The organism is Acinetobacter sp. DMC2 (genome assembly GCF_056314305.1).
Genome location: NZ_JBQUYP010000004.1, coordinates 290857 through 308667, shown reverse-complemented (window position 1 = coordinate 308667; position 17811 = coordinate 290857). Strand labels below are relative to the sequence as shown.

Below are 17811 nucleotides of genomic sequence, written 5' to 3'. Positions count from 1 at the left end.
ACTGAAATATTATATTATTTATACCTAAGTACTTAATGTCGCACTCAAATTGACCACATAAAGAAAAACAAAAAAGGCGCCTAAAGCGCCTTTTTCTGACTTCTTAAAAGATTAGCCCATACGGCGAGCTTGTTGTTCTTTCAATAAGTCATCATAAGATACAGCTTTGTCAGTCACTTTAGCACCAGCTAAGATGTGATCAACAACTTGATCTTCTAATACAACTGCTTCGATTTGAGCACGTTGTTGAGCATCATTTTTGAAGTATTCAATCACTTCAGTTGGATCTTCGTAAGAAGAAGCCATGTCATCGATGTAAGCATCAACGCGAGCTTGGTCAACTTCAAGTTTAGCGTCAGCTAAAACTTTGCTTACCAATACGCCAAGCTTAACAGAACGCTCTGCTTGCTCTTTGAACAATTCGTCAGGAAGCATGCTCTTGTCAAAAGATTGCGCGCCTGCACCACCGAACTGTTGAGTGAACTGTTGAACCATTTGTTGACGTTGACGGTCAATTTCTTGAGCAACCATTGCAGTTGGAACTTCAACTTCGTTCGCAGCAACAAGTGCATCAAAAGCAGCTTGTTTAACTTGGTTACGTAAACCATTGCGAACTTCACGTTCCATATTCTTACGAACGTCAGCTTTTAATTTCTCAACGCCTTCCTCTTCAGTTACACCGAAGATTTTCAAGAATTCAGCATCAATTTCTGGAAGTTTTGATTTTTCAACTTGCTTCACAGTGATTTTGAACTGAGCTGCTTTACCAGCCAAGTTTTCAGCTTGGTAGTCTTCCGGGAAAGTAACATCAATTACTTTCTCTTCACCAGCTTTCATACCAACGATGCCGTCTTCAAAGCCAGGAATCATACGACCTGAACCTAATACGAGTTTAAAGTCTTCAGCAGAACCGCCTTCAAACTTTTCACCGTCGATAGTGCCTTCAAAGTCAAAAGTCACTTGCATGTCTTTTTTCGCCATACCCTTGGTAACAGCCCAAGTTTGACGTTGTTTTTGCAAGTTTTCGATCATAGCATCAACGTCAGCATCTTTAATTTCAGCTGTTTTACGTTCAACTTCTAAACCGTCGAATGCTTGTACTGCAACTTCTGGATAAACTTCTACAGTCGCTTCAAAAACTAAAGCATCTTCTTTATGTTCAACTTTATCAATGTTCGGCATACCTACCGCATTGATTTTTTCTTGTTGAATTGCTTCAAAAACGCTATCACGAATGATGTCATTTACAACTTCTTGATAAATGCCTGCACCATATTCGCGGCGAACAACGTTTTCAGGTACTTTACCTGGACGGAAGCCGTTGATCTTCACAGTTTTGGCAGTGCGTTTCAAACGAGCTTCAAATTGCTCGTTAATACGGCTCGTCGGTACAGACACATTTAAACGACGGGCAACGCCCGAAACCGCTTCAGTCGTTACTTGCATGGCTTCCTCGATAAAAATTAGTGAGTAGGAACAGTTTTTTTAAAAGTGCTGTATTATATGACAACTTTCAAGATATACAAAATTAACCGATCACTTCATTTAAGTTAGCGTCATTATTCTTGTAAATTTCACAGTAATTTTATGATTCTTTAAATATTTTTCAAAAAACCTTAAGTAAAACTAATTTTTTAGTTATTCTTCATAAATCTAAAATTACAATCAAAATCTAAATTTAATCGTTTTTACAAACAATTACTAAGAATCAGTAGATTAGCTAAATAAAAGTACACTTTACTATTTAATCATTCACTTTGTCTTCACAATTCAATTGGCAAATCCAATTAACACAAACTGTACATATAAATAAGAATTATTATTATTCGCATAACGTTTTATATTTAAGTCCTGAATGTCATGTCATTGATTAGAACACGTAAAAAAATTGTTTCATCTGCAATCGCATCATCTCTTTCTATGATTGCAACAACAGCCATGGCACAAGAAGTAATTTCACAATTACCAACCATTCACACTCAAGCAACTCACGAAGAATCTTTAAAAGTAGATGAGTCGGCAAATTCAAAATTAGTTGCTCCCCTTTTAGATACTCCAAAATCCGTTTCTATTCTTTCTCAAAAATTAATTAAAGATACAAACTCTAATACTCTACTCGAAGCTTTACGCTATGAACCTGGTATTACGTTAGGTGCAGGTGAAGGCGGTACCCCGTTTACAGATATGCCCTACATCCGTGGTTATAGTGCTCAATCATCTGTCTACGTTGATGGTGTTCGTAATTCTACTTCTCAAAATCGCGATATGTTTGCCATTGAACAAGTTGAAGTCATTAAAGGCTCTTCTTCTGCTCTTGGTGGCGGCGGTGGCGTAGGCGGAAGTATTAATTTAATCCCTAAAGTTGCTCATGAAGGTGACGTTTACCAAGGTAGCGTTCAAGGTGGTACTGACAACTATCGCCATATCCAACTCGATGCTAACAAAGACTTTGGTAACGGAGTTGCTGGTCGTGTTGTGGTTATGGGCCATGAAAACGAAAAAGCTGGTGCAAATAATGGTGCTGAATATGCTCGTGCCGGTATTGCATCAAGTCTTGCATTTGGCCTAGATACTGCAACTCGTGGAACACTGAGCTACTACTATTTACGTAGTAATGATGAACCAGATGCAGGTATTCCATTTCTTCCTGTTGGTGGAAAACCAATTGACGTAAAACAAGGCACTTATTATGGCTGGAAAGAGCGTGATTTTGATAAGCGTGAAAACCACATTGGTACATTTAAATTAGAGCAAGATCTTGCTGATGATTTAACTTTGTCAAATACGATGTCATATACAAAATCTAAATCAGATTACATCTATACAAACGCAGATGACTCAAAAGGTAATGTAACCAAAAATGGTACTATTGTTCGTCGTGCTTTAAGTCGTATTGTAGATACTGATGCATATAGTGACCAGCTTGCGTTAAAAGGGAAATTTAATACTGGCTCACTTAAGCATTCTTTTAATACAGGTGCTGAGTGGAGCTATCAAGAATCAAGCCAAGGTGTTTACACTTTTACAGATGGCTCTGGTACAACCTCAACTGTACACAATACAAGCTGCCCTGCGAGCAGTGCTCTTTCGAATGGTTGGTGTACATCAGTAAATAATCCAATGAATGGAGCATTTACCGATACTTTAGGTAGCATCACCAATCAATATACAACCCGCAGTCGTACAGTTTCTTTATATGCTTTAGATAGCATTGAATTTACCCCTCAATGGCTTTTAAATTTGGGCGTACGTTGGGATAAATTTGAAACTGAACGTAAATATAATAAAAACATTTATAAAACAGTGGGTGGAGCTAACGGCAATTACTCAAATGATGTAAGCATTGCAGCTGGTCAGAAATTTGAAAACGATAGTGATTATTTCTCTTATCAAGCTGGTCTAGTCTATAAACCAACTGAAAATGGCAGTATCTATGCAAGCTTTGCAACTTCTGCTAACCCAGTTGGCGTAGACCAAGGTGACGGCGCAGATGCACTCTCTACATCTTCGCAACAAGCAAATGATTTAGACCCAGAAAAAGCACGTACTTTCGAAATAGGCACAAAATGGGACCTATTTAATAACCGTGCAAACTTAACTGCTGCAATCTTCCGCACAGAGAAGCAAAATACTCGTATCGCTATAGACGCCAACACTTCAACTAATGCGGGCGAAAGCAAAGTTGACGGCTTTGAAGTTGGTTTCAACGGTAAAGTGACTGATAAGTGGGAAGTTTCAGCTGGTTATAGCTATTTAGACAGCGAACTTACAAAAGCGGCTTACAACGCAGTTGCTCAAGAAGGTAAACCTCTTCCTTTCGTAGCTAAAAATAGCGCAACATTGTGGTCAACTTATAGAATCTTGCCTAAATTAACAGTTGGTGCAGGTGCAGAGTATCGTGACAAAGTGTTCACTAATACAAACACAGGTACAACGATGCTTGAAGACAAGTATTTACCGACTTATACCATTTACAATGCTATGGCTAAATACGACGTCAACAAAAACGTAAACTTACAGCTTAACATTAACAATATTTCTGATAAGCGCTACTTTACAAGTGCTCACCCTGCTCACTACGCGTTTGAAGGTATGGGCCGTAATGCTGTCTTAGCGATTAACTTTAAGTACTAAGTTTAAATTCCATAATTTATTTATGGAATTAATTAAAGTTCATATAAAATAGCCTCGTCACGAGGCTATTTTTACAAATGAAGTATCTATTTAAAAGGTGTTTGCTGTGATTCATCATATCCCCAATGTTTTAAACAAAGAGCAAGTTGCCGAGTTTCGTAAACTCATGGAAGAAGCCAATTGGGTAGGTGGAAAAGTGACTGCTGGCACCTTATCTGCTTCTGTTAAAAGAAATCAGCAACTCTCGGAACAAGACCCGCTTACTCATCATTTGAGTGATATTGTCATCAAAGCAATTTGGCAAAATACAGTGTTTCAGGCTGCGGCCCTACCCCACAAAATTATTCCACCGCTTTTTAATCGTTATGATGAACATGAAAGCTTCGGTTTTCACGTGGACAATTCAATTCGTCTTATCCGTGGCACTTCTGAGCAGCTCCGCACCGATTTATCTTGTACGCTATTTTTAAGTGAACCCGAAGAATATGAAGGTGGTGACCTCGTTATTGAAGACACTTATGGTTATCACGAAGTCAAATTACCGGCGGGTGATGTGGTGCTCTACCCGTCTACTAGCCTGCATGAAGTCAGTAGCATTACTTCAGGTACTCGTTTTGCTTCTTTTTTCTGGGTACAAAGTTTGGTACGCGACGATAGTAAACGCCATCTTTTATTTAATCTTGATGAGAGCATTCGAGAATTACGTAAATCACACGGCGATAACTACCCAGAAGTCATGAAGCTCACCAACATTTATCATAATTTAATTCGTATGTGGTCAGAACTGTAACACTATTTATTTTTGCATTTTTAAGACTTAATAATCTTTTTTACCTTAAAAAGGCAAAAATATGAAAATAATTTTCCATAAAAAATAAAACAGCGCAAAATTAGAAAATTATTTTCTAAACAACTTAACTAAAATTATGATAAGAATTTTGCACAAGGTGTAATCATTGTTTAGATGTGATATATCTAAATATCAAGATTACCCGCAAACCATCAAACTTATTATTCTACGGTCTAGAGATGAAAACGAATTACTTGTTTGCCCAGCCTACTCAAGCAAGACATCATCTGCAACTCCTGATGCTGCGCCACGCGCGCGTATAAAAATTTTGTCTGCTTTTTAAAGCAGCATTTCAAAATTACCTTTAATTTTTCTGAATTAGATACCATATATTAAGTAGAGACGTTGCCTTTTAAATATATCCAGAGCAACCGCGCTACGAGACAAGGAGTTTTCTCATGATGTTGGCTGACCCTAGCAAAAAATACCGCCGTATGTACCAACGTGTGGATTTACCAGATCGCCAATGGCCGAATAAAGAAATTACAAAAGCGCCAATCTGGATGAGTACCGATTTACGTGACGGTAACCAAGCAATTTTTGAACCGATGAATATGGAACAAAAATTCAAAATGTTCAAAATGCTTGTGAAAATCGGTTTTAAACATATTGAAATCGGTTTCCCTTCTGCATCACAAATTGACTTCGATTTTACTCGTATGTTGATCGAAGAAAATCATATTCCTGATGACGTATACATTGAAGTTTTGGTTCAAGCACGTGACCATTTAATTGAACGTACTTTTGAATCTTTGGCAGGTGCTAAACGCGCAATTGTGCATATTTATAACTCTAACTCTCCAACCTTCCGTCAAAAGGTGTTGAATGTAGACGTTAATGGTGCAAAACAATTAGCAATTAATGCTGCTCAAAAAGTTAAAGAGTATGCTGCACAGTATCCTCAAACTGACTGGATTTTCCAGTACAGTCCAGAATGTTTCTCTGCAACCGAATTAGAAGTCGCTAAAGATGTCTGTGATGCCGTCACAGAAATCTGGGATGCACGTCCAGATCATAAAGTGATTTTAAACTTACCTGCGACTGTAGAAGTTTCTACACCAAATGTTTATGCAGACCAAATTGAATGGATGCATCGTAATTTGGCACGTCGTGATGGTGTGATCATTTCTGTGCACTGCCACAATGACCGCGGCTGTGGTATTGCCGCATCAGAACTTGCCATTATGGCTGGTGCTGACCGTGTCGAAGGCTGTGTGTTCGGTAATGGTGAGCGTACAGGTAACGTTGATGTTGCAGCCATTGCATTGAACATGTACACCCAAGGTGTAGCGCCAGAGTTAGATTTCTCTAACATTAATGAAGTGATTGCAACGGTTGAAGAATGTACTGGCTTACCTGTACACCCTCGTCATCCATATGCAGGCGACTTGGTATTTACTGCATTCTCTGGTTCACATCAGGATGCAATCAAAAAAGGCTTCGAGTACCAGAAAAACGAAGAAATCTGGGATATGCCTTACTTGCCAATCGACCCGAAAGATTTGGGCCGCGACTATGACGCAGTTATTCGTGTAAATAGTCAGTCTGGTAAAGGTGGTATCGCTTACTTATTAGAAGCGAACTACAACGTTGTATTACCTCGCCGTTTACAAATTGAATTCAGTCAGGTTGTTCAACAATATGCCGATGATAATGGTACAGAAATTAATGCAAAAGAAATCTGGACCTTGTTTAAAGACACTTATGTTGATGTGAAAAACCAACATTACACAGTCAAAAACTACAGATTGTCGGATATTAACGGCACTCAGATTATCGAACTTGATGTTGATGTCGAGGGTGAAACACAACAACTTCGTGGTGAAGGTAACGGTCCAATCTCTGCATTCTTAAATGCGCTTCAATTACCAATTGACGTATTGAACTATGAAGAGCGTAGCATTAGTTCTGGTGCGAATGCGAAAGCGTTAACCTTGATCGAACTTCAAGTCAAAGGTACAGGTAAAGGTTCATTTGGTGCAGGTGTTCACGACAATACAGTCACCTCATCGATTGAAGCAATTATTGCATGTACTAACCGTTTGATTGATCAAGGCGTTTTAAGTACAGATCAGGTTGTTGCCGCCGCTGTTTAATTTAAAAAAACTCTTTTGAAAGGATACCTAGCTTGGTATCCTTTCTTTTTATTCCTGAAAGATTTAAAAGGCGAAATGTTCCCGTGTCTTTTCCAGCTGATTCAGTGGGGTTAGTCACTCCGCAAAAGTTCCAATTTGAAGAACCATTACACCTTGAATGTGGTCGTGTCTTGCCACGTTTTGAATTAATGGTCGAAACTTACGGCACTTTAAATGCAGATCAATCAAATGCCATTTTAATCTGTCATGCTCTTTCTGGACATCATCACGCAGCAGGTTATCACCATGAAGATGATAAGAAAGCCGGATGGTGGGATAGCTGTATTGGCCCGGGTAAGGCAATCGATACAAATAAGTTTTTTGTAGTTTCTCTCAACAATATTGGTGGATGTAGCGGCTCAACGGGTCCAATATCTCCAAACCCTGAAAATGATAATCGCCCTTATGGACCTGATTTTCCCTTAGTGACGGTACGCGATTGGGTTAAAACTCAGGCCATGCTTTCTGATCGTCTAGGGGTACATACATGGTATGCAGTTGTTGGTGGATCATTAGGGGGCATGCAAGCACTACAATGGTCAGTAGACTATCCTGACCGCTTACAAAAGTGTGTGATTATTGCCAGCGCACCAAAGCTTTCAGCACAAAATATTGCATTTAACGAGGTTGCGCGTCAATCGATCTTGTCTGATCCAGACTTCCATCATGGTCGTTATTTAGAAAATGATAGCTACCCGAAACGTGGTCTGATTTTGGCTCGCATGGTCGGTCATATCACCTATCTTTCAGAAGAAGCCATGAAACAGAAATTTGGCCGTGATTTAAAATCTGGCAAATTTATGTACGGTTTTGATGTCGAGTTTCAAGTCGAAAGCTATCTTCGTTATCAAGGCGAACAGTTTAGCCGTAACTTTGATGCCAATACTTATCTCATCATGACCAAAGCTTTGGATTATTTTGACCCATCACGTGAATACAATCATTCGTTAACAGAAGCGATGGGTAAAACCAAATGTCAGTTCCTGATTGTTTCTTTTACAACAGACTGGCGTTTTGCCCCTAGTCGCTCTCAAGAAATTGTAGATGCACTTATTACCAATCATAAGCCAGTAAGTTATCTCGATATTGATGCTGAGCAAGGCCATGACTCGTTCTTATTCCCGATTCCACTGTATGTCAAAACCATGCGCGCTTTCTTAGGCGGTGAAGAACACTTAAAATCGACATCACTGGAGACAAGTTAATGCGTATTGATCAACAACTGGCAGAAAAGTGGATTAAACCCGGCTCAAGCGTACTCGATTTAGGGTGTGGTGATGGTGAATTACTCGCTCATATGAGCCAAAAGCATCAAATTCGTGCTTATGGTTTAGAAATTGATCAAGAAAAGATTGCAATTGCCGTCAGTCGCGGGTTAAATATTATTCAACAAGATTTGAATCTCGGTTTGAGCCGTTTTGCCGACCAGTCTTTTGACTATGTGGTGATGGCACAGGCTTTGCAAGCCGTAGATGCACCGGATGTTTTATTAAGAGACATGGTGCGTGTGGGTAAACAGGCAATTATTACTTTTCCAAACTTTGCACATTGGAAGACTCGTTCTTTTCTTGCATTAAAAGGAATGATGCCTGTATCGGATGCTCTACCATATATGTGGTATAACACCCCCAATATTCATCTATGTACATTTAAAGATTTCGAAGCACTCTGTGCGGAAAATCAGATACAAATTATTAATCGACTCGCCGTCAATGGAAATCAGCAGGGAAGCCTGTTAAGCAAACATGTTCCTAATTTGTTTGGTGAAGTCGCTATTTATCGAGTGAGTGCACTATGAAAAAGACATTATTTAGCACACTATTTGCAGGACTGCTAAGTATGCAGGCTCATGCAGATTATATCGCCCAGCCACAATCGGTTGCGAGTCAGGCTGCACGCTTTTCAACAATGGGGGTTAATGACCTTCAGAAAGCTGCAAAAGCTGGTCAAGCAGGCGCGCAATTTTACCTTGGTACACACTACCAATATGGTAAAGATGTAGAAAAAGACGAAAAACAAGCTTTCGCATGGTTTAAAGCAGCAGCTGATCAAGGTTTATCACCAGCACAACTCAACGTGGGTCGTATGTACGCCGACGGTATTGGTGTTAGAAAAGATGAGTCAATGGCTCGTAAATACTTTGAAAAAGCAGCAAGCAATGGTGATAACCGTGCAAGCTACAACCTCGCGATGATGGAAGAGCAAAAGAAAAACTACATGGGTGCTTACCAATGGTATGAGCTTTCAACTCGTGATGGCATGCTCGATAATAAAGTGATTAGCCTATCTGAAGGTAAGAAAACTGCTCTAGCGGCGAACCTAACTCAAGAACAAATCCGTACAGCGCGTGACCGTGCAGACAAATGGATTCAAGCACAATAATAACGGTTCATCCGTAAAAAACCTTACTCGACTAAAGCCACCTTGTATACTCTATAAGGTGGCTTTAGTTTAGGTTGTCCCATTTTATATTCTATTTATTTCCCTCTATATCCCCTCTTAAAAAACACGTAACATAACTCACGTTCGATATTAGCTATAAAGTTTGGTTTTATTATGTCTACCCCACATTGGTTTGATCAGGGCAGTTTAGTTCTTGCCAGCAATAACAAAGGTAAAGTCGCTGAGTTTGAAAAACTTTTTGAACAGCTTAAGTTACCTGTAGAAATTATTCCTCAAGGTCGCCTTAATATTCCCGATGCAATCGAAGACGGCTTAAGCTTTATTGAAAATGCTATTATTAAAGCGCGTCATGCTTCTAAAATTTCAGGTAAACCTGCTATGGCTGACGACTCTGGTATTTGTGTACCAGTCTTAGGCGGCGCACCTGGTATTTATTCAGCACGCTATGCTGGAGAACACGGTGACGATGCAGCAAACAATGCCAAATTATTAAATGACCTTTTACCCTACCGTAAAAATGGTGAAGTGATTGAAGGTATGTTTGTATGTGTACTTGCTTTAGTGACGCATGCCGAAGACCCTTTACCACAAATTTTCCAAGGCATCTGGCACGGCGAAATTTTAGAAGCTGCACGCGGTGAAAATGGCTTTGGTTATGACCCACTGTTCTGGTTACCTGAGCTACAAGTTTCTAGCGCTGAACTTTCTAAAGAGGACAAAAATAAGATTAGTCATCGTGGACAAGCGATGCAGTTATTTAGAGAAAGTTTAGTATAATTTTTTTCCATATAGCCTTTGAATACCACGTTATAGAGTATTCAGCTTTGTATAGGCAAACCTTACTTTTCAAAGATGAAAAGTAAGCAAAAATCTTTTGTTAGACTGATGGCACGTCCTTGTGCCACAGTCTAACTAGCGGCATCCATGCCGCCTTCACACAAGCAAGTGTAGGGTTAGAATTAAATAATTAATTAGACGAACATGTGCAAAAACACTGCATAAATCGCAATACAAACACAACTCACAATCGTCCCAGAAGCGATATAAGCCGCAGATCTTCCTGTTCCTTGATAATGTGTTTCTAGCGCTACAATATTGGCTGCTGGTGGCAAACAGAACATTAAAAACATGACTCCAATTTGCTGACTTATATTTGGAATCGGTAGAAATCTATAAGTTAATCCACAAAGAATAAGTCCACACACCACCTTAAATGCTTGAGCTTTGGTGCTGTAGATTAAGTCTTTTAAATGCACTCGAGTACGACGTAACCACATTCCCAGTACACACATTCCAGCAAATGTCATTGCGAACTTGGCAACCTCATATACCCAATGTATGGCAGGATGCTCGATATGCTGAGCACCTAACAACCTGAGCACAAGCGCGCAAAAGATTGAAATACACGGAGGAGAAGTTAAAACCTTTTTTAATATGCTGAGCTTACTTTGTGGCGCAGTAGTGACTGCCGTAACAGCCCATGCATTTCCAAAAAGAGACATACCAATATATAGCGCAACAATTGGAGCCGTAGCATCAGGGCCAAATAAAGCCATGGCAAAAGGAAAACCGAGCCAGCCCATGTTGGTATAACTCACGCAAAGCGCTAATAATCTGTCTTTAAATAAAGCTAAATATGCAAAGAAAATAAGAAATGCTGAACCGAAGCTAAAGAGCATCAAACTCAAACTACCCGGCTGATAAAATACCATGTTGTAAATAATCACAACTGGAATCAGTAAGCGGGCAAGCCAAGCTGAAAGAACAGGTTTTATCGTTTCTGAAAGAGAAGTCTGAGCAAGTAAAAGTCCAGTGATAAACGCCAATATTGGCAATAACAACGCCACGTTTTCTCCTCTCACCCATCAAAATCAGTTTGTTATGCTACACCTTTTCAAAGTGAAATGTACTTTCCATTTCAAGTAATTTAAGCGCCCGATATCGGCCTGCCTATAAATTAAATAATTAAATAACTTCTCTATGAAAATTATCTTCTTAGGCTTTACCCCCATTCACTGTCTTAAAAGTGACATATAAGTGTCACATTCCTGTCATGGCAACCTGTTGATATAAAGCAAACTGAAAAGAGGTATAAGATCATGGCCGGTTTATCTATTTGGCACGTCGTTATTTTTGCAATTGTCGTTATTTTATTATTCGGTACATCTAAATTAAAAAATATCGGTAAAGACGTAGGCGGTGCAGTAAAAGACTTTAAAAAATCAGTTCGTGAAGAAGACGAAACTGCTGCTCTTAATACTCCACGTACAATTGATGCCCAAGTCAAAACCCCTGACAGCACATCAGTGAAAAGCTAAAGGTTTTCCACCATGCTTGATGTAGGAATGACAGAGCTACTCTGTTTTGCAATTATTGCAATTTTAGTTTTAGGCCCAGATAAACTACCAGAAGCCGCACGCTTTGCTGGTCGCTGGTATGTTCGCCTAAAACGTTATATTACCAATTTGCAAAATGAGATTGATCAAGAGTTGCGTCTTTCTGAATTTCGAAAAGAAATGCAAGAAGAACTCAACCGCATTGAAGCACTAGAACGCAAAGTACAACAACAACTTGAAGAAATACAAAAACAGTCTACTTCAGACAACTCAGAAAAAACTGAGGTAGCTGAAACTATATCTCAGTCTACGATGTACTCCCCTGTATCGGGTCATTATGAAGTGCCCTTTCTTGCTAAATTTAGACCTTTGGCATCTCAAAGCGATACTTTAGAAACACCTCCCGTTAAATTGAAGATTGCCGTATGAACCAACTGCCTTCAACGACTATAAATACACAAGAAAATCTAGACCAAATGCCCATCATGAACCATTTGGTCGTTTTAAGACGTCATTTATTTAGGATTGTCGGGGTAACATTATTTTTATTCTTTTGCTTATTACCCTTTCGAAACAACACTTACCAATTATTATCTGAACCTTTAAGGCTGCAACTTCCTGCATCATCGTCAATGATTGCAACAGATGTAACTGCAACCTTTATGGCACCTTTTAAGCTCAATTTATTTGTTGCGCTTGTGCTGGCAATGCCATTTATTCTTTATGAAATCTGGACTTTTGTCCGCCCAGCGTTATATCAAAAAGAACGTCATTTAGCGCTGCCTTTACTCATCGGTAGTATTGTTTTGTTCTATGCCGGAGTTGCCTTTGCATACTACATTACACTTCCTGCAATTTTACATTTCTTTATTAGTGTATCGCCTGAAACTGTTGCACCTATGACGGATATTAATAGCTATCTAAGCTTTTGCTTAAAGCTGTTTTTAGTTTTTGGTGTCACTTTTGAAATTCCAATTGCGACGCTCCTACTCATTTTAATAGGTGTGGTAAATACAAAAAGTCTTGCTGAAAAAAGACGTTTTATCATTGTGGGCTGCTTTTTTGTAGCGATGTTCATTACCCCACCAGATGCAATTTCTATGGTGATGTTGGCAATCCCGATGTGGTTGCTTTTCGAACTTGGATTATTGTTCGGTAAAATTCTTGAGAAAAGAAAAGCTCAATCTGCTGAATAAAATAATATTTAAGAAAAAGCCTGAACCTCTAAGTTCAGGCTTTTTTGTATAGACCACTTTTTAATCTACAAAGCAATAAACCGTCTTCAAAGTGACTTAAAAATGTAAGAAAAGTGTCATTTCCAGTCCATAGAATCAACTCAACAAATATACTCACAAAAGTTACGGATTTATTATGACAACTGCTTCTAACCACCCAACACGTCGCGACATTTTAAAATGGTTTACGGGGATCCCTTTTCTTCCATTAGGTGCGATGGCTACGGCAGCAACGTTAGCAGGATGTAACGATAGTAATGATGATTCAGACGTTACCACTCCATCAAAACCAATTAACTTTAAAAATGCAACGTTTACGTCAATGCCTGCGCCTTCTACTGTAGCAGAGATGGCAACAACTGCATGTGCATCAAAGCTTGCTATTTCATGGGAAGATGGCAGCAAAACTGAATATCAACTTGCTTACAAACCATTCTTTTTAACAGGTACAGAAGTTCCTGATGGTAAAGGCGGAAAGATTATTGCGGGCGGTTATGTTGATATTAATAATCAGCCCATTATTGATAAATCAGTTGCAGGTAAAGAACGTCAATTCTTCTCTGACTGTCCAGATGGTAGTTCTCTGATTAGCTTTAAACAAGCGACTGGCAAAGATTTCACAGATGCAGACAAGAAAGCATTAGGTGTAACTGGTAACCCAGTGTTCCATGTGGTTCAGTTTGAATATTTATCAAAAGACCAAAATGGTGGTGATACTTACGGTAAATTATCATCTCCGATTGCAGTGCTTACTTTAGATCAAGACCCGAAAACTGGTCATTTGACTTTAATTAAATATCACAATGTAGACACTTCAAGTGCGCATGGTTTATGGATTACTTGTGGTGCAAGCTTGTCACCATGGGGAACTCATTTATCGAGTGAAGAATATGAGCCAGATGCTTTCAACCAAAAGTTAGGTCAATCACTTTCAACACTTAAAGCATTTAGTAAAAATGTGTATGGTGATGAAAATGCGGCTAACCCATATAACTACGGTCATTTACCAGAAATTACCGTAAATGCAGATGGTACGGGTCGTGTGACAAAGCACTACTGTTTAGGCCGTATTTCACATGAGCTTGTACAAGTTTTCCCAGACAACCGTACAGTTTTGATGGGTGATGACTATACCAATGGTGGTCTCTTCATGTTCGTTGCAGATAAAGAGAAAGACCTATCTGCCGGCACACTTTACGTTGCAAAATATACAACGGTACTTACAGATACAACGACTGGTCAGATCTCATGGATCAAGCTTGGTCACGCAACAAGTGTAGAGATTGAAAACCTCATCAAGAGCGGTATCAAAGGAACTGATATTTTCGAATCGGTTCTACAAATTGCCAAATATCCAAGCGATGCAACGACAGCAGAAGTTGAAGCTATTGATGCTGGAGATAAAGGTACGCCTGAACAACAAGCTTTAGCGAAAGCTGCGAAAGATCGTTTAAAACTACAACAAGCTACTCAAAAAGCAGAATTAGAAGCTCAAGGTTTTAAATTTACTTATTTGAGCAAAACTGGTGTTTATCTCAAGCTTAAAGATAACAGCGACAAAACTAAACTTGCAGCGGCTTTCCTTGAGACACACCGCTATGCAGCTTACGTTGGTGCTTCAATGGCATTGACCAAGAACGAAGGTACAACTGTAAATATTGCAGATAAACGCGCATATTCAGCTTTAGCTAACATTGTTGATTCAATGGTTGAAGGTGGTAGCGGTTACCTTGCTGAGCACAACGTTAAATTCCCGAAAATAACGGCTGGTGGTATTTTGGAGCATAAACTGACAGGCGGCCAAAAAGACAGCTCAAATGCCGCAATCAATAGTGAATGGGTACCTAGCCAATCTAGTCTTCTCATTAAAGGTAAAGACATTAGCTTTGACAGCTTAGGTAACACTGCTGACCCAGAACAGATTGCTAGCCCTGACAACTTGAAGTTCTCTGAAAAACTACGTACGTTATTTATCGGTGAAGACTCTGGTAACCATTTGAATAACTTCTTATGGGCTTACAACGTTGACACTAAACAGCTCATCCGTATCTTGTCTACACCAGCAGGTGCAGAATCAACTGGTCTACACGCAGTCGATGAAGTAAACGGTTGGACTTACATCATGAGTAACTTCCAACATCCAGGTGATGAATGGAACCGTTTCTATAAAGAAACTAATGGTGTTCGTACTGGTATCAGTGCAGATTTACTTTCGCAAATTGATACAGCCATTAATACAAACTACAGCAATAAATTTGCAGCGGCGGTTGGCTATATCACTGCCGACCCAATTGCTCCATCTGTTGTGAAGAAATAATCTCTTTCACCAAAATAGAAGAAACCTGCCTTGTGCAGGTTTCTTTTTTGACTAAACGATCAATTATTTCATAAACCTATCATCAAAACGTCAAAGCCTCGTCACATTGCCCAACTAAGCTAATGAAGATTTTTAGAACAATCTCTTTATTTCTTTCTTTACTTACTTAGGAATTTCCCATGACAGAGCTGACGCCATATCATGAAGATCAAGAACTGGACAATAATACTTCTGACAATATCCACTTCCGCGACATTTTAGAACAACATGTAAGTCGCCGTAGTTTAATTACTAAAGCAGCAAGCGGTGCTGTAGCTTTAACTTTAGCCTCTACTTTAACAGGCTGTAATGATAGTGATGATGACTCAGGTTCAAACAACGGTGGGACCACACCAGTAGATCCAAATAAAAAACCAGAAAAATTAACTTTTACCGCAGTTGCGAAAAACCATAACGATATTGTGACTGTACCTGAAGGTTATGAAGCGAATGTCATTTATGCTTTGGGTGATTCAATCAACCCTGCTTTTGGCGACTGGGATGACAATAATATTCCATCTGGTCCAAGCTTCCAGTTCCGTTCAGGCGACTGCCATGACGGTATGCATTTCTTTGGTTTAAATACGTCAAAAAATAACTTTGATGAAAGTGTTTCGGCTGAAGGTTTGTTAGTCATGAATCACGAATATATTAACCAGACATTCCTTCACCCCAAAGGCCCAACAAAAGTTAATGGACGCCGCCCTGAAGATGAAGTCATTCGTGAAACTAATGCACATGGCGTTTCTATTGTTCACATCAAAAAAGATGCAGCAACTCAAAAAGTAATAATTGATAAAAAATCAATTTTTAACCGACGCATTACAGCTTCAACAGAGATGAATTTTGCAGGTGTTGCTGCTGGGTCTAGTTTACTTGCAACTCGTTTCTCACCTGCTGGTCGTCAAACACGGGGCACTCATAATAACTGCGGTAACGGTTATACGCCTTGGGGCACATATTTAACTACCGAAGAAAACTTTATTGGTTACTTTGCTCGTAGTACGACTGATGATGCGTTACGTACTCCAGAAGAAATTATTGCACTGAAACGCTATGGCTTAAAAGCAGGATCTGGTTCACGCTACGGTTGGGAAACAGCAATTGGTCAAGTTGAATCACAAGACTTATATGACCGCTGGAATGCCGATGTAAAAACTGCACAAGCTACCCAAGATTATCGTAACGGTCCAAATACATTCGGCTGGATGGTCGAGATTGATCCTTTTGATAACCGCCTGAATCCTGTTAAAAGAACATCTTTAGGCCGTTTTGCACATGAAGATAGTGCTTGCCGTGCAGTTGCAGGTCAGCCATTAGCATTTTATATGGGTGATGACTCTAAAGGTGAATACATCTATAAATTTGTCTCAAGTGCAGTGTGGGATGTCAAAGATGTAAACGGCGGCTATGGTGCTGGCGACAAATATATGAACGCGGGCAAATTGTATGTTGCCAAATTTAATAACGATGGTACAGGTCAATGGATTGAGCTTGCATATGGCAAAAATGGCTTAAATGAAAGTAATTCGACTTACCCATTTAAATCTCAAGCAGACGTTGTCACATTTGCACGTTTGGCAGGTGATGCAGTCGGCGCTACAAAAATGGACCGCCCCGAATGGTGTACGGTTAACCCAGTAAACGGTGAAGTCTATGTGACCCTAACTAATAACTCGAACCGTGGTAAAGATTACGCGACCGATGCTGCGAACCCGCGTAACTATACTGACCTTAAAGATGGAAAAACCACTCAAAAAGGTAACGTTAACGGTCATATCATCCGTTTTAAAGAAACTGATGACAAAACCACTGCCGAAACCTTCAAATGGGATATTTATCTGTTTGGTGCAGAAGCATCGATGGCTTCAAACATCAACTTGTCTAGCCTAACCGACAATAATGATTTGTCCTCTCCAGACGGGATGTGGTTTGACCCACGTGGCGTACTTTGGATTCAGACAGATGATGGTGCTTACACCGATGTCACTAACTGTATGATGCTCGCAGCACTACCGGGCCAAATTGGTGATGGTACTACTGCCACTACATCAAATGGCCAACAAACGCTAGTCGGTGCTAAAGTTACAGACTCAACACTACGCCGTTTCTTGGTTGGACCAAAGCAATGTGAAATTACAGGCATTGCCATGACACCTGATCACAAAGCTATTTTTATTAATGTTCAACACCCTGGCGAAGATTCCGCAAGTTACGCAACACCAGATAGTAACTGGCCTGCAACTCAAAAAGATCCAAACAATAAAACTGCACGCCCACGCTCAGCAACTGTGGTGATTACCCGTAAAGATGGCGGTGTGATCGCGGGTTAATTCTTAGATGATTAAAAATGCCGGTCAAT

At 39.7% G+C, this 17811-nt stretch carries 14 protein-coding genes; 12 read left to right on the top strand and 2 right to left on the bottom strand.

Translation table 11 applies throughout. The features are described from left to right. Window positions 1–111: 111 nt before the first annotated feature. The gene (gene tig / locus ACT53H_RS10545; protein WP_004794757.1) at window positions 112–1446 is read right to left on the bottom strand and encodes a trigger factor; all 1335 of its coding nucleotides are present in this window, start codon (window positions 1444–1446) and stop codon (window positions 112–114) included. Between the two features lie 414 nt (window positions 1447–1860). Between tig and ACT53H_RS10540 the strand changes: the two genes are divergently transcribed. From ACT53H_RS10540 to rdgB, 7 genes are all read left to right on the top strand, one after another. Next, a complete protein-coding gene (locus tag ACT53H_RS10540) occupies window positions 1861–4134 on the top strand; it encodes a TonB-dependent receptor (protein WP_476009200.1) in 2274 nt (757 codons plus the stop codon). A gap of 106 nt (window positions 4135–4240) precedes the next feature. Beyond that, the gene (locus tag ACT53H_RS10535; RefSeq protein ID WP_312820873.1) at window positions 4241–4924 is read left to right on the top strand and encodes a Fe2+-dependent dioxygenase; all 684 of its coding nucleotides are present in this window, start codon (window positions 4241–4243) and stop codon (window positions 4922–4924) included. A gap of 458 nt (window positions 4925–5382) precedes the next feature. After that, entirely contained in the window at window positions 5383–7080 is a 1698-nt protein-coding gene (leuA, locus tag ACT53H_RS10530; protein WP_004794764.1) for a 2-isopropylmalate synthase, read from the top strand. A gap of 83 nt (window positions 7081–7163) precedes the next feature. Beyond that, the gene (metX, locus tag ACT53H_RS10525) at window positions 7164–8324 is read left to right on the top strand and encodes a homoserine O-succinyltransferase MetX (protein WP_476009199.1); all 1161 of its coding nucleotides are present in this window, start codon (window positions 7164–7166) and stop codon (window positions 8322–8324) included. Continuing rightward, window positions 8324–8917, top strand: coding sequence for a methionine biosynthesis protein MetW (metW, locus tag ACT53H_RS10520; protein WP_001217230.1), 594 nt, complete (start codon window positions 8324–8326; stop codon window positions 8915–8917). The genes metX and metW overlap by 1 nt, the downstream gene beginning before the upstream one ends. Beyond that, on the top strand, window positions 8914–9501 hold the full coding sequence (locus ACT53H_RS10515; RefSeq protein ID WP_476009198.1) for a tetratricopeptide repeat protein: 588 nt from the start codon (window positions 8914–8916) through the stop codon (window positions 9499–9501). The genes metW and ACT53H_RS10515 overlap by 4 nt, the downstream gene beginning before the upstream one ends. 174 nt (window positions 9502–9675) lie before the next feature. Continuing rightward, window positions 9676–10299, top strand: a complete 624-nt coding sequence (gene rdgB, locus ACT53H_RS10510) for an RdgB/HAM1 family non-canonical purine NTP pyrophosphatase (protein WP_004794770.1) — start codon at window positions 9676–9678, stop codon at window positions 10297–10299. A gap of 194 nt (window positions 10300–10493) precedes the next feature. On the opposite strand, the gene ACT53H_RS10505 is transcribed toward rdgB, so the two are convergent. Next, window positions 10494–11369: a permease gene (locus ACT53H_RS10505; protein WP_312820875.1), complete on the bottom strand. Its 876-nt coding sequence runs from the start codon at window positions 11367–11369 to the stop codon at window positions 10494–10496. A 252-nt stretch (window positions 11370–11621) separates the two neighbouring features. Here ACT53H_RS10505 and ACT53H_RS10500 point away from each other — a divergent pair, with 252 nt between their 5' ends. The 5 genes from ACT53H_RS10500 (at window position 11622) to ACT53H_RS10480 (ending at window position 17782) form a co-directional block, all read left to right on the top strand. Then, a complete protein-coding gene (locus ACT53H_RS10500; protein ID WP_004794775.1) occupies window positions 11622–11840 on the top strand; it encodes a Sec-independent protein translocase subunit TatA in 219 nt (72 codons plus the stop codon). Window positions 11841–11852: 12 nt separating this feature from the next. Then, on the top strand, window positions 11853–12287 hold the full coding sequence (tatB, locus tag ACT53H_RS10495; protein WP_476009197.1) for a Sec-independent protein translocase protein TatB: 435 nt from the start codon (window positions 11853–11855) through the stop codon (window positions 12285–12287). Beyond that, complete coding sequence (gene tatC, locus ACT53H_RS10490; protein ID WP_151964015.1) at window positions 12284–13054, top strand: twin-arginine translocase subunit TatC; 771 nt, start codon at window positions 12284–12286, stop codon at window positions 13052–13054. Before tatB ends, tatC begins: the two co-directional genes overlap by 4 nt. Before the next feature lie 175 nt (window positions 13055–13229). After that, a complete protein-coding gene (locus ACT53H_RS10485; protein WP_353155574.1) occupies window positions 13230–15410 on the top strand; it encodes a PhoX family protein in 2181 nt (726 codons plus the stop codon). Window positions 15411–15589: 179 nt separating this feature from the next. Next, window positions 15590–17782, top strand: a complete 2193-nt coding sequence (locus tag ACT53H_RS10480) for a PhoX family protein (RefSeq protein WP_476009196.1) — start codon at window positions 15590–15592, stop codon at window positions 17780–17782. The last annotated feature ends 29 nt before the right edge of the window (window positions 17783–17811 follow it).

Coding starts and splice junctions, on each gene's coding strand:
- leuA (WP_004794764.1), top strand. CDS start 5,383: ATGATGTTGGCTGACCCTAGCAAAAAATACCGCCGTATGTACCAACGT.
- tatB (WP_476009197.1), top strand. CDS start 11,853: ATGCTTGATGTAGGAATGACAGAGCTACTCTGTTTTGCAATTATTGCA.
- ACT53H_RS10480 (WP_476009196.1), top strand. CDS start 15,590: ATGACAGAGCTGACGCCATATCATGAAGATCAAGAACTGGACAATAAT.
- rdgB (WP_004794770.1), top strand. CDS start 9,676: ATGTCTACCCCACATTGGTTTGATCAGGGCAGTTTAGTTCTTGCCAGC.
- metW (WP_001217230.1), top strand. CDS start 8,324: ATGCGTATTGATCAACAACTGGCAGAAAAGTGGATTAAACCCGGCTCA.
- ACT53H_RS10515 (WP_476009198.1), top strand. CDS start 8,914: ATGAAAAAGACATTATTTAGCACACTATTTGCAGGACTGCTAAGTATG.
- tatC (WP_151964015.1), top strand. CDS start 12,284: ATGAACCAACTGCCTTCAACGACTATAAATACACAAGAAAATCTAGAC.
- tig (WP_004794757.1), bottom strand. CDS start 1,446: ATGCAAGTAACGACTGAAGCGGTTTCGGGCGTTGCCCGTCGTTTAAAT.
- ACT53H_RS10485 (WP_353155574.1), top strand. CDS start 13,230: ATGACAACTGCTTCTAACCACCCAACACGTCGCGACATTTTAAAATGG.
- ACT53H_RS10500 (WP_004794775.1), top strand. CDS start 11,622: ATGGCCGGTTTATCTATTTGGCACGTCGTTATTTTTGCAATTGTCGTT.
- ACT53H_RS10540 (WP_476009200.1), top strand. CDS start 1,861: ATGTCATTGATTAGAACACGTAAAAAAATTGTTTCATCTGCAATCGCA.